Annotated in this window: 10 protein-coding genes; 5 read left to right on the top strand and 5 right to left on the bottom strand. The window is 71.3% G+C overall.

All coding sequences use genetic code 11. From position 1 onward, the window contains the following. From ABFS34_13995 to ABFS34_13975, 5 genes are all read right to left on the bottom strand, one after another. On the bottom strand, positions 1–848 hold an 848-nt coding region (locus ABFS34_13995; GenBank protein MEN8376554.1), incomplete at its 3' end, for a class I SAM-dependent methyltransferase. Beyond that, positions 845–1,810, bottom strand: coding sequence for an NAD-dependent epimerase/dehydratase family protein (locus ABFS34_13990; protein ID MEN8376553.1), 966 nt, complete (start codon positions 1,808–1,810; stop codon positions 845–847). The genes ABFS34_13990 and ABFS34_13995, both read right to left, overlap by 4 nt. Continuing rightward, the gene (locus ABFS34_13985) at positions 1,807–2,661 is read right to left on the bottom strand and encodes a methyltransferase domain-containing protein (protein MEN8376552.1); all 855 of its coding nucleotides are present in this window, start codon (positions 2,659–2,661) and stop codon (positions 1,807–1,809) included. Before ABFS34_13985 ends, ABFS34_13990 begins: the two co-directional genes overlap by 4 nt. Before the next feature lie 17 nt (positions 2,662–2,678). Next, on the bottom strand, positions 2,679–4,607 hold the full coding sequence (asnB, locus tag ABFS34_13980; GenBank protein ID MEN8376551.1) for an asparagine synthase (glutamine-hydrolyzing): 1,929 nt from the start codon (positions 4,605–4,607) through the stop codon (positions 2,679–2,681). Between the two features lie 2 nt (positions 4,608–4,609). Continuing rightward, the gene (locus ABFS34_13975; GenBank protein ID MEN8376550.1) at positions 4,610–5,803 is read right to left on the bottom strand and encodes a glycosyltransferase family 4 protein; all 1,194 of its coding nucleotides are present in this window, start codon (positions 5,801–5,803) and stop codon (positions 4,610–4,612) included. A 372-nt stretch (positions 5,804–6,175) separates the two neighbouring features. Here ABFS34_13975 and ABFS34_13970 point away from each other — a divergent pair, with 372 nt between their 5' ends. The 5 genes from ABFS34_13970 to ABFS34_13950 form a co-directional block, all read left to right on the top strand. Next, the gene (locus tag ABFS34_13970) at positions 6,176–7,009 is read left to right on the top strand and encodes an XrtA system polysaccharide deacetylase (GenBank protein ID MEN8376549.1); all 834 of its coding nucleotides are present in this window, start codon (positions 6,176–6,178) and stop codon (positions 7,007–7,009) included. Positions 7,010–7,013: 4 nt separating this feature from the next. Further along, complete coding sequence (locus ABFS34_13965) at positions 7,014–8,066, top strand: GNAT family N-acetyltransferase (GenBank protein MEN8376548.1); 1,053 nt, start codon at positions 7,014–7,016, stop codon at positions 8,064–8,066. After that, positions 8,063–9,328, top strand: coding sequence for a DegT/DnrJ/EryC1/StrS family aminotransferase (locus ABFS34_13960; protein ID MEN8376547.1), 1,266 nt, complete (start codon positions 8,063–8,065; stop codon positions 9,326–9,328). The genes ABFS34_13965 and ABFS34_13960 overlap by 4 nt, the downstream gene beginning before the upstream one ends. Continuing rightward, entirely contained in the window at positions 9,328–10,284 is a 957-nt protein-coding gene (locus ABFS34_13955; protein ID MEN8376546.1) for a glycosyltransferase family 2 protein, read from the top strand. Before ABFS34_13960 ends, ABFS34_13955 begins: the two co-directional genes overlap by 1 nt. Then, positions 10,281–11,882 (top strand): lysylphosphatidylglycerol synthase domain-containing protein (locus tag ABFS34_13950; GenBank protein MEN8376545.1); only part of this gene is annotated, 1,602 nt, incomplete at its 3' end. The genes ABFS34_13955 and ABFS34_13950, both read left to right, overlap by 4 nt.

Below are 11,882 nucleotides of genomic sequence, written 5' to 3'. Positions count from 1 at the left end.
CCGACGGCGGCCTCCTTTTGGCAGACCGCGATGATGTGCCAGCCCAGACCCCTCGTGAGCCGTTTCGGCAGCGCCCGGAAGACGGGCACGAAGACGCCATTGAACAGTGCACCCTTGAGTCCGCGGTGTAGCCGGCTGCGCACAGGGAAGCGCTCGTACAGGATGCGCCGCACCGGAAAGAGCGCTATCACCCGCTCAAGATCGTCGGTGCTGAAAAGGTTGAAAGTGGGGGCGTCGTCGTGTTCCAGCGACGTGCGGGTGAGCCGGGCCATGGCGGGCAGCCAGGACCGCTTGTGGTAGGCCATGAACAGCGCCGTTCCGCCTGGGCGGAGCACGCGATGCGCCTCCACGGCGATGCCGCTCGGATCCGGCGCGTAGGGCAACACGCCGTGGCAATACACGAAGTCGAAGCTGGCGTCCGCGAAGGGAAGATGAGCGCCATCCGCGGCCGCCAGCGGAGCGCGTAGCCCCCGGACCTCGAGGTTGCGCGCCGCGAGCGCCAGGGGCGCGTCGGCCAGCTCCACTCCCAGCGCGCTCGCGCCGTGTCCGGCGAAGCGCACGAGGTCGATACCGGCCCCGCACCCTACCTCGAGCACGTCCCGGCCCGCGAAGCGGGGGAAATCCGCCAGCTTCTCCAGGTAGCGGAGCTTGTCGTATCGGTACTCGTCCAGCTCGTCGAAAAACGCCTTGCTGCCCGGCTCGCTGGTGCTCACCTGCTCGTCGTGGACGCGCGAGTTCCAGTACGCGCGCACCGCCGGGATGGCCGGGTGCGGCGCGACGGGGCCCGGCTCCGCGTGCGGTGCGTGGGAGCGCCGCGGCTCGGAGTCCTTCGCCGGAGAGCCGCTCATGCTGCCGCCTCCCGCCGGGCCCGCAGCGTGGCCCGCAGCCCCTCCGCGAGCGGAGTGCGGGCGCTGAAACCCAGATCGTTCTGCGCGGCCGCCGTATCGAAAGCGTTGTCGTTCTCGAAGAACACGATGCTTCTGCGCGAGAAAGGCGGCTGGCGCCCCAGGGCCCCGTAGGCGAGTTCCAACCCGAGTCCCAGGCCCACCGCGAGCGGCCGGGGCAGCGACCGGTCCGGGGCAGGGACGCCCAGCGCGGCGGCGCATTCGTCCACCAGCTCGCGCAGCTTCACGGCGCGCGGACCGCCGATGATGTAGGTGCGACCCGCGTACTCCGCGGGCGCGTCCGCTGCGCGCTCGAACGCCTCCGCTACGTCGTCCACGTAGACCGGGTGCCGCAGGTTGTCGCCTCGTCCAACGTACAGAAAACGACCGCGCGCGATGGCGTCCAGGAGCTTGGCCGTGCGCGGGCAGCCGGGGCCGTATGCCCACGCCGGCCGCAGCACGATCACGTCCTGTGAGTGCTCCCGCGCCGCCTCGAGCGCGGCCCTCTCTCCCGCGAGTTTGCTGCGCTCGTAAGCGTTGCCCGGGTGCTTGGGGGCGGCCTCGTCCGCGGGCGGGTGCTCCACGTGCCCGAATACTCCCACGCTGCTGGCGTGCACGAGGCGGCGCACGCCGTGACGCGCACAGGCTCCGACCAGGTCCCGCGCGGCGGCCACGTTGACCGCGTCGAAGTCGGCCTGCGACGGGTGCACCTGGAGGTGCACGCTGGCCAGGTGGTGGACGACGTCGGTGTCCGCCAACAGGGCATCGAGGAGCGCCGAGTCACGGATGTCGCCTACGCGATCCTCTACCCCGGGCAGCCGCGCCGGCCGCAGATCCAGCGAGACCACCTGGTGCCCGCGCTCGGACAGGTGGCGGCACAGGTGCCGGCCGATGAAGCCGGCGCCCCCCGTTACCAGCACCCTCACGGCGTCAGCCCCCGCTTGCGGGCCGCCACCGCGACGGCGTAGCCGCCGGACCCCGGGACGAGCGCGTCCAGAGCCGAAAACGCGCGTACTACCGGGTAGACCGCGGCGTAGGCGCGGTAGGTCTTCTCCACCCCCCGTAGCTGCTCCTCGCTCGACGGAGCGATCGTGCCTTCCTTGACCTCCGGTTGACTCTTGCGGCGCGCGAGGAGCTTCACGTAGGCGAAGTTGATCGCCAGTTCGGCCAACTCGGTGAAGAAGCGGGAGTAGGCGCCGCGGCCCACCACGTCGAGCCCCGACGCCTCCATCATCTCGGCGAGCTGAGTGGTCGTGTAGCCCTGCACGACGTGTCCGTAGTCGCGTGGGTTCATGCCCACCCAGCGCTTCAGGCGGGCCACCGGGAGCCGCTCGTTCCCGTTTGGGGTTGTCACGACGGCCAGCCCGCCAGGAGCCAACACTCTGGAAATCTCGGCGTTCAGCGGGCCCACATCCGCGACGTGCTCGTGCACGTCGATGACCACGACGCGCTCGAAGAGAGCGTCGGGGAATGGCAGCGCCTCTGGTCCAGCGGCGTGCACGGATTCTTCCAGGAACGCCTCCATCGCGCCGATCCCGTCGCGCTCCATCTCCGCCCAGGCCCAGCGACCGCCGAGGGCTCTCAGTTGATGGTTGATGGCGCCGTTGTTGTCCCCGCCGGTGACGAGCAGGCACCACTGCCGTGCCAGCGGGCCGATCATGTCGGTGATCAGTTCCACCTTCTGGCGCTTCTTCAGGGACTTCCGGTACATGCGTAACTGCCACGGCGTGGTGGCCGCGGAGGGCCTCTCCCCGTCCTCGTTCGGTTGCTTCGCCATGGCGACGCCCTCGCTGCTCAACGCGCCACCTCGGCGGGCCTGGAAGCCCGCGAGGCGCCCAGGCGCGTGAGGTGCTGAAGCGACATTTCCAGCGCGACGAGAGGCCAGATCCGGTGCGCGTGATTCCGGCGGCCGGCCACGTGTTCCTCCAACAGGCCGCGCACCGCGCCGGCCTCGAACCAGCCGCGCTCGCGAACCCTGCGCTCGGCCAGTGCGTCCGCCACCGTCTCCCGCAGGGACGTGCCGATCCAGTGCTTGAGCGGAATGCTGAAGCCTTCCTTGCGTCGGCTCAGCGTGGACTCCGGCAGTATGCCCCTCAGCGCGCGCCTCAGCACGCGCTTGCCGCGGCCCCCGCGCAACTTCAGCCGGGCGTCCACGCGCATGGCGAACTCCACGAATTCGTGGTCCAGGAAGGGCACCCGCGTCTCCAGCGAGCTGGCCATGGAGGTGCGATCCACCTTGGTGAGGATGTCGTCGGGCAGATAGCCCGTGACGTCCGCATAGAGCTGTCTTTGCAGTCCGCGGAAGCCCCGTGCCGCGCCGTCCGCGAGCCGGTCCCGGTAGTGCGCGAGCGGGTCGCGCTCGCCCAGCCGATCCAGCAGTGCCCCGCTGTAGAGAGCGCGCCGCTGGGTCAGATCCTGAAACACCCACCAGCGGGCGTGCTCCAGATCGGACGGCAGCCTCAGGCCGGCCGCGAAGCGCTTCGCCTTGTTGAGGGTCCCCTTCTTGGCCGTGCCGGGCGGCAGCGCTTCGAGCAGCGCGTCGACCACGCGCCATGGAGCGCCGCGCGTGACGTGTCGGAGTCGCCTCGCCCAGCGCTGGGCCCTGTAGGCGTCGTAGCCGGCGAAGAGCTCGTCGCCGCCGTCGCCCGAAAGCGCCACCGTGACGTCCTGGCGGGCCACTCGGGAAACGAGGAACGTGGCGAACGCGGACACGTCCGCGAACGGCTCGTCGAAGTGCGCCACGAGCTGTCGCGCCAGATCCGCCGCGTCCGGCGTGACCTCCCGCTCGGTGTGGTCGGTCCCGAAGCGCTCCGCCACGACGCGGGCGTGGGAGCGCTCGTCGTAGGAACGATCGGCGAAGCCCATCGAGTAGGTCCGAACCGGCTCATCCATGACCTCGGACAGGAACGCAACGATGGCGCTCGAGTCGATGCCGCCGGACAGGAAGGCTCCGACCGGGACGTCCGCCAGGCGGCGGCGTTCAACCGCCTGGAAGAGGAGGTCGCGCAGGTCGCGCTCGGCGCGGCTGGGATCGACGCCCTCGGGATCCCCCCTCAGCGCCCAATACGCACGTTCCGTGTACGGCTCGTCCGCCCCGCAGGCGAGCAGGGTCGCCGGAGGCAGCTTGCGAACCCCGGCCACGATCGTGGCTGGTGCCGGCACGTACTCGTACGTGAGGAAGTCGTCGACGGCCTCGGTGTCCCACTCCAGAGGCACCCAAGGCGCCAGCACGACGGCCTTGAGCTCCGATCCGAACGTGAGCCCGTCCGGCGCGAAGCGGACGTACAGAGGCTTGATTCCCAGCCTGTCCCGGGCGGCCAGGAAGCGGCGCCGACGGGCGTCCCATAGAGCGAACGCGAACATGCCGTTGAACCGCTCGACACACGCGTCGCCCCATTCCTCGTAGGCGTGGACGATGACCTCGGTGTCGCTGCGCGTCCGGAAGCGGTGCCCCAACGCCTCGAGTCGCGCCTTGAGCTCGCGGTGGTTGTAGATCTCGCCGTTGAAGACGACGCGCACGGTGCCGTCCTCGTTGCCCATCGGCTGCTGACCGCCTTCGGGGTCGATGACCCGTAGGCGACGGTTGCCCAGCGCCACCGGGCCGTCCGTCCAGAGCCCCGTCTCGTCGGGCCCTCTATGCCCGAGCGAGGCGGTCATCGCAGCCAGAACGTGGCGGTCGGCGGGCTTGCCGTCCGCGTGCCAGAAACCCGCGATGCCGCACATCGTCAGGCGGCCCCCGCCGCCTGGCCCGCGGCCCGCGCGGTGGCGTCGACGATGCGCTCGAGCGCCTCCATGTACGGCCGCTCGCCGTATCGCTCCTCGGCCACCCGCCCGGCTTCCCGGGCCAGCGCCCTCGCCCGCTGCGGATCCGTCAGCACCCGCACGAGCCCCCGCGCGATCGCGCCTGCTTCGACCTCCACCAGCTCGGCCGTGGTCGGCTCGAGCACCTGGGTGTGGGAGCGAATGTCCGTCGCCACGATGGGGCGGCCCGAGCGCATGTACTGGTAGATCTTCAACGGAGTGTTGGTGCCGCGCAGCCGGCAGGTGACCAGCGCATCGGCGAGCGCCAGGTAACCGAAAACCGCCTGCGGGGCGACCGACCCGACGAGTACGAAGGACTCCGTGAGGCCCGCCCGGTCTACTGTCGCCTGGAGCGCCACGACCTGGTCCGGGTGGCCGCCGACGATTACGAACCTGGCGTCGGGGACGGCGCCGGCCACGACGCGAGCCGCGTCCACCAGGATATCCATGCCCTGGTACGGCTCGAGCGTCCCGGTATACGCCACCACCGGCGCGTCGCCAAGCCCCAGCCGGGCGCGCAACGCGTCGATGTCGACGTCCGTCGGCGGACGCACATCGAAATCCATGGTGTTTTCGATCATCTCCAGCGGTCCCGCGTACGGCGTCGTCGCCACGTGCTCGGCCAACTCCGGGCACACGGCGATCACCCCAGCGGCTCCACTCAGCGTAAACCGTTCCACGGACTCGAACAGCCTGACTACGCCCGGAAGATTCCAGCGCCCGAACGTGGAGAACTGCTGGGGCAAGCTGGAGTGCATGTCGTAGAGGTGGGGCAACCCCGTGCGACGCTGCAGCCACGAGCCCAGCAGCCCCGCCTCTTCGTGCGAGTGAACCATGTCGAAGGTCTGCGTCCGGGCGAGTCGAAGCGCCAGCGAAGCGACCGGGATGTCCAGTAGCAGCTTGGCGATCGACGGCCCTATGGCCACGTCGCGAACCACGGGCGGGCGCGCCGCGCGGTGGATCGTGAGGCCCTCGATGGCCGGAGATTCGCCGAACGGGTACGTGACCAGGTCCACCCGGTGGCCCAGCCGCGTGAGCGCTCTGATGCGGTGTAGAACGCTGAACGGCGTCCCGCGCGGCCGGAAGAACGGCTGCGGCGCGATCATCAGAATGCGCATCGACGGCTTCTCGCGTTGCGGCACGCCCACAACTGTTAGGGAAGTCCAACAGACGCTCGGCGTCCGACTCGCCCGAATCCTCGCATCGCCCCGGGGCGTTTTCCACTGCAAATTGCGGGACGTGGCCCCATACGCACAGTGGGCGGGCGGGCTTCCGCGACGCGACGGATGGGTCCGGGGGCGGCATGAGGACTGCATACTCCGGTCCGCACCGCCTACGAACATGCACGTAAACAGCGCGCTGCCGCGGGTTTCGGGCGGCCGCGAGGACGAGTCGGTGATGCGCCGTGCCCGCCCGTGGATGGGCGGGCCGGGAGCCGGCGGATTTCACGCGCCGCCGCCCAACCGCGGCGGGGCCCCGTACGGGATGCCGTGATCGAGCACCATTTTACGGTCGACGTCGAAGAATATTTCCAGGTCAGCGCGCTCGAGGCGGTCGTCGATCGAGCGTCCTGGGGCGAGCGCGAAAGTCGCGTGGAGTATGCCACCGGGCGCCTCCTGGATCTCCTGGAGGAGGCCGGTGCGCGCGGGACCTTCTTCGTCCTGGGGTGGATCGCCGAACGGCACCGCGATCTGGTGCGCCGCATAGCCGAAGCCGGCCACGAAGTGGCTTCGCATGGCTTCGGCCACCGCCGCGTGTCTACCCTGACGCCGGACCAGTTTCGCGAGTCGGTCCGGCGCGCGCGGGGCGTCCTGGAGGACATCGTGGGAACTGAGATCCTGGGGTACCGGGCGCCGACGTTCTCGATCCTGCCGGGGGGTGAATGGGCCCTCGACATCCTGATCGAGGAAGGCCACACCTACGATTCCAGCCTGTTTCCCGTGCCCCGGCCGGGCTACGGCTACCGCGCCTCGGCACCGCGCTACCCGTACTGGATCGAGCGGCCCGCCGGCCGACTCGTGGAGGTGCCGCCGACGACGCTGCGTCGGTGGGGCGCCAACCTGCCGGCCGCGGGCGGCGCCTATCTGCGCCTCTTCCCGTACTCGCTCACGCGCTCGGCGCTGCGGGAGGCGGAGTCCAGGGACCAGCCAGGTACGCTGTACGTGCACCCGTGGGAGGTGGACCCGGAGCAGCCGCGGGTGCCGGCGCCCCTGTCGGTGCGCGTGCGCCATTACGGCGGCCTCACGCGGGTACATTCTCGACTTCGCCGGGTCCTCCGGGAATTCCGGTTTCGGCCCGTGGCCGAGACCGTGGCCGGACTGTAGGGATATGCGTATCGCACCATTCGACGGAGACGCTGCCGAGTGGGACGCGTTCGTCGCGGCCACCCCCGGCGGCACCTTCTGCCACCTGCACGCTTGGCGGGCCGTGCTGGCGGACGGGCTGGGCCACGATCTGGGCCTGCTCGCGGCCCGTACTGGGCGAGAGCTGGAAGGGGTTCTGTCGCTGGCGGCGGTGCGCGGCCCGTTGGGTTCCTTCCTGGTGTCGGTGCCTTTTCTCAACTACGGCGGAGCGATCGGGACGCGCGCAGCGCGGACCGAGCTGATCTCTCACGCCGTGGAGGAGGGAAGGGCGAGGGGAGTAGACCTGGTGGAGCTGCGCCGCCGGACGCCCGCGGCGGACGCCCTCGCCGGCGGGCACGACGTCCCGGGGCTGATTCCGGAGGTACGCGTGAGCGATCGGCGGGTGACCGTGGTGCTGCCGCTGCCGGCGACCGCTGACGAGCTGTGGGACGGCTTCCGCTCCAAGCTCCGGGCCCAGGTGCGCAGGCCCATGAAGGAGGGCATGGAGGCGCGCTTCGGCGCCGACCAGACGGGTCCCTTCTACGGCGTCCTGGCCAGAAACATGAGGGACCTGGGGACGCCCGTGCTGCCGCGCCGATTCTTCGACGCCATCGTGCGCGGCCTCCCCGCCGAGGCGACCATCGGCGTCGTCTACCACGAGGGTCGGCCGGCCGCCGGGGGCTTCGGTTTCCTGTGGCGCGGCGAGTTGGAGATGACCTGGGCGTCGGCGGTTCGTTCGCTGAACCGACTCGCCCCGAACATGCTGCTGTACTGGGAGTTCATGCGGCACGCCATCGGGCGCGGCGCGTCGACGTTCAACTTCGGGCGCTGCCCGCCGGGCGGCGGGACGCACCGGTTCAAGCTGCAGTGGGGAGGCGTCGACGAGCCGCTACCCTGGCTCCAGTGGTCCGCATCGGGCGCCGGCGGGACGCCATCGCCGTCTTCGGGGCGCCTCGCGCTGGCGACCCGCATCTGGCGGCGGCTCCCCGTGCGTGTCGCGACGGCGCTCGGCCCGCGCATCGCGAGGACGATCCCGTGAGCTTGCGCAGGGTGCCGCCGGCCTACGCGCCGATCCGGCCGCTGGGGTGGCTGCGCGCCGGCGGCGCCGACCCGCGGGCGGGCCTGGCGAGCCTCCTGCGCGAGCGCCTCGACGCGCAGCAGGTGCTGCTGACGGGTAGCGGCACGCAGGCCCTGCGACTGGCGGTGCGGGCCACGCTCCGGTGGCGGCGCGGAGGCGCTGGCCGCGCCGCCGACGCCACCGTCGCGGTCCCCGCGTTCACCTGCTTCGACGTGGCCTCGGCGGTGCTCGCCGAAGCCGGCCGGATCGCCTGCTACGACGTGGATCCGGCGACGCTGGCGCCGGAGCCCGCGTCCTTCGGGAGGGTGCTGGCGGGGGCTCCAGCGGTGGTCATCGTGAGTCCGTTGTACGGCGTACCGGTCGACTGGGACCGGATCGCCGGCCTGGTTCGTGGGAGCGGCGCCGTCCTGATCGAGGACGCCGCGCAGGGGCACGGCGCGTCCTGGAAGAGCGCGCCCCTGGGTGCCCTCGGAGAGCTGAGTGTGGTCAGCTTCGCGCGCGGCAAGGGCTGGACGGGCGGGGCCGGAGGGGCGCTACTTGTGCGCGGGGAGGCGGCCACCGCGCTGGACGCCGGGGCCGGCCTCGCGCCGGCCGCTGCGGGGAGCGGCATGGACGTGGTGGCGTCCGCCGTGGGCCAGTGGGCGTTCGGCCGCCCCGGGTTGTACGGCCTGCCTGCCCGCCTGCCCTGGCTGCGGCTCGGGGAGACGGACTACCGGGACGCGCCGACTCCGTCCGCAATGGCCTCGGCGGCGGCGCGGTTGGCGCTGGCCACCGCGAAAGCGGCGGACGCCGAGGCCGCCGAGCGCCGGCGCCGCGGAGCGTGGCTGCGCGAACGGCTGCCCGCGGGATCCTGCGTGCCGATCCCGGACGGGGGACGCGGCGGCGAGCTTCGGCTCCCCGTGCGGATTCCGGGCGGGGCCGCTGCGCTTGGCCCGGAAGGCGAGGCGCTAGGAGCCGCGCAGACGTTTCCCGCGATCATCCCGGCGCTGCCGGCGGTCGCCGGTCGATTGGACCCCGGCGAGGGGCGGTGGCCCGGCTCGGAGATGCTCCTGCGGGAGCTGGTGACGCTCCCTACCCACTCGTTGCTTCGACGCAACGACGCCGAGCGGCTGTTGCGGATGGTCGACAAGGTGGCATCGTCGGTTGGGGGCGGGGACAGCGACGGGCGCCGCAAAACGGGCAGATTATCGCGGCACGACGGTTGCCCACCGGGGGAAGGGTGATGGGATACGAGCCTTCTTTGAGCGTGGTCGTTCCTCTGTTCGACGAGGAGGCCAACGTGGCTCCGCTGGTGGAGCGCTTGCGTGCGAGCCTGGAGGCGGCCCGGGTCGCCTCGTGGGAGGCCGTGCTCGTCGACGACGCCAGCAGGGACGACACCCTCGAGGCGTGCCGGGACGCCGCCGCCGCCGACGCGCGCATCCGCGTGCTGGCGCTGGCCCGCAACTACGGGCAGACGACAGCGCTCCAGGCCGGCTTCGACGCCGCTCGCGGGGACGTGGTGGTTACGATGGATGGAGACCTGCAGAATGACCCCGAAGACATCCCGCTGTTGCTCGCGGAAATCGAGGCGGGGCACGACCTGGTCGTGGGCTACAGGGTCCGCCGCCAGGACGCGTTCGTCATGCGCAAGGTGCCGTCCTGGGTCGCGAACCGGATCATCCGCCGACTGACCGGAGTGCCGGTGAGGGACGTCGGGTGCGCGCTCAAGGCGTACCGGAGAGACCTCCTGGATCGGCTGCACCTCTACTCGGAGATGCACCGCTTCATCCCGGCGTTCGCGGCCGCGGGCGGCGGCCGCATCACCGAGATTCCCGTGCGGCACCACCCGCGGCTCGCAGGCGCTAGCAAGTATGGGCCGGGCCGCACCTGGCGCGTGCTCGCCGACATGCTGACGGTCAAGATGATCCAGTCCTACGCAGACAGGCCGTTGGCCCTGTTCGGGCCCGCCGCTCTGGTCGCGTTCGGGCTGTCGGGGCTGACGGCCCTTGCGGCCGTGGGCGCGGCGCTGGGGCTGCGGCCGTGGCTCGCGAGCGCCATCGTCCTGCCCGGAATCTCCCTGCTCGTTCTGGGCCTGGGGGTCTTCCTGGTCATGGTGGGACTGATCGCCGAGGTGTTCCTGCGCACCGAGGCCATGGACGCTCCGCGCCCGCTGCCGGTCGTGCGTGAGGTGCGGGCGTGAGCGGCCCCGGCCTGGTGTCCGTTCTGGTGCCGGTGCGCGAGCGCCCCGAGCCCCTCGCGGAGCTCTACAGAGAATACGCCGAGCCCCTGCGCGACGCCGGGCTGCCCTTCGAGTTCGTGGTGATCTGCGAGCCCTGGTTCGAGACCCTCGGGACGCCTTTGCTGGAGTTGGCCGAGCGGGGTGAGCCGATCACCGTGCTGCAGCTCGGTCAGGGAGTCGGAGAGGCCACCATGCTGAAGGTGGCCGGCGCGAAGGCGCGGGGGGACGTGCTCGTTACGCTGCCCGCGTATCGTAGGGTACAAGCGGCGGTTCTTGTCGACCTGGTGGCGGCCACCCGGGAGGCCGACCTAGCTCTAGCGGTGCGTTGGCCGCGCCGTGACTCCTGGATCAACCGGGTCCAGAACCGCTGGTTCCACAGGCTGGTCCGGTGGTTCACGGGATCGCACTTCCGGGATCTGGCGTGCGGAGTCCGGGCGCTGCGCCGCCGCGTCCTGGAGGAGACCCCGCTCTACGGCGACTTCTTCCGCTTCCTACCCTTGCTGGCCCAGCGCGAGGGATTCCACGTGGTCGAGCTGGAGGCCGAGCAGCACCAGGGTGACAACCAACCTCGCGTCTACTCGCCGGGCATCTATCTGCGGCGCCTGATAGACCTGTTGGGGATGTTCTTCCTGCTGCGATTCACCGAAAAGCCGCTGCGCTTCTTCGGCCTGGTGGGCAGCATCTCGGCGCTGCTCGGCGCGGCGGTGCTGGGCGTCGTATCCGTCCAAAGGTTGCAGGGCGAGCCGCTCGCGGACCGCCCGGTCCTGCTCCTGGGGGTCCTGCTCCTGGTGCTGGGGGCGCAGGCGGTCGCGTTGGGGCTCGTCGGCGAAATGATCGTATTCCACCACGCCCACCAGCGGCGCCGCTACAGGCTCGCCGAGAACGTGCGGGAGCTGACGGCGGACCGAGCTCTCCCTTCCGCGGACGAACGATCCGGACGGGCGGTGGGGGCGGACGACGAAGATGGACCGTCGGGGGGGTCGCCCGCCGCGGGAAGCGCCGCGACTCCCCCTTCCGCCGGGTCAGGTGCAGGGGAGCCTGCGCCCCCCGGCGATCGCGGAGCCGTGCGCTCGTCCTGGACGACGTGGGCCCGCCTGGCCATCGGAGTTGGCCTTCTGGGGGTGCTCCTGTCACGTGTGGACCTGTCTCAGCGCACCATCAGGATCGGGGCCGAAGTGGTCCTCGGGGTGGGCGTCACCGGAGCGCTGCTGCTCCTGGCGCAGGCGGTGAGCGCGCTGCGCTGGAAGGAAATCCTGGGCGCACAGGCGCCCGCGTGGGGCTTCCTTTTTCGCCTCTACCTCATCGGCAACTTCTTCAGCCTGTTCCTGCCGACGTCGGTCGGTGGGGACGCGGTACGCGCGGTGGCGGCGTCCAGGGCCCTGCCCGCCCGCGCGGCCGCCGTTACCAGCGTGGTGGTCGATCGCCTCATCGGCGTCGCCGCGTTATTGGCGTACCTGGCACTCGGCGTAGTGGCGGCTCCCGCGGTCATCGCGCGGGCGGGCGCAGCGGCGGAGTGGCGCGTGCCCTGGCTGCCCGTCGCCGCCGCCGTGGTGGTCTCC

This window comes from Gemmatimonadota bacterium, assembly GCA_039715185.1.
GTDB lineage: Bacteria > Gemmatimonadota > Gemmatimonadetes > Longimicrobiales > RSA9 > DATHRK01.
Note: the sequence above shows the minus strand (reverse complement) of the source record. Positions and strands in the feature narration are given on the sequence as shown.

Coding starts and splice junctions, on each gene's coding strand:
- ABFS34_13955 (MEN8376546.1), top strand. CDS start 9,328: ATGGGATACGAGCCTTCTTTGAGCGTGGTCGTTCCTCTGTTCGACGAG.
- ABFS34_13965 (MEN8376548.1), top strand. CDS start 7,014: ATGCGTATCGCACCATTCGACGGAGACGCTGCCGAGTGGGACGCGTTC.
- asnB (MEN8376551.1), bottom strand. CDS start 4,607: ATGTGCGGCATCGCGGGTTTCTGGCACGCGGACGGCAAGCCCGCCGAC.
- ABFS34_13975 (MEN8376550.1), bottom strand. CDS start 5,803: ATGCGCATTCTGATGATCGCGCCGCAGCCGTTCTTCCGGCCGCGCGGG.
- ABFS34_13985 (MEN8376552.1), bottom strand. CDS start 2,661: ATGGCGAAGCAACCGAACGAGGACGGGGAGAGGCCCTCCGCGGCCACC.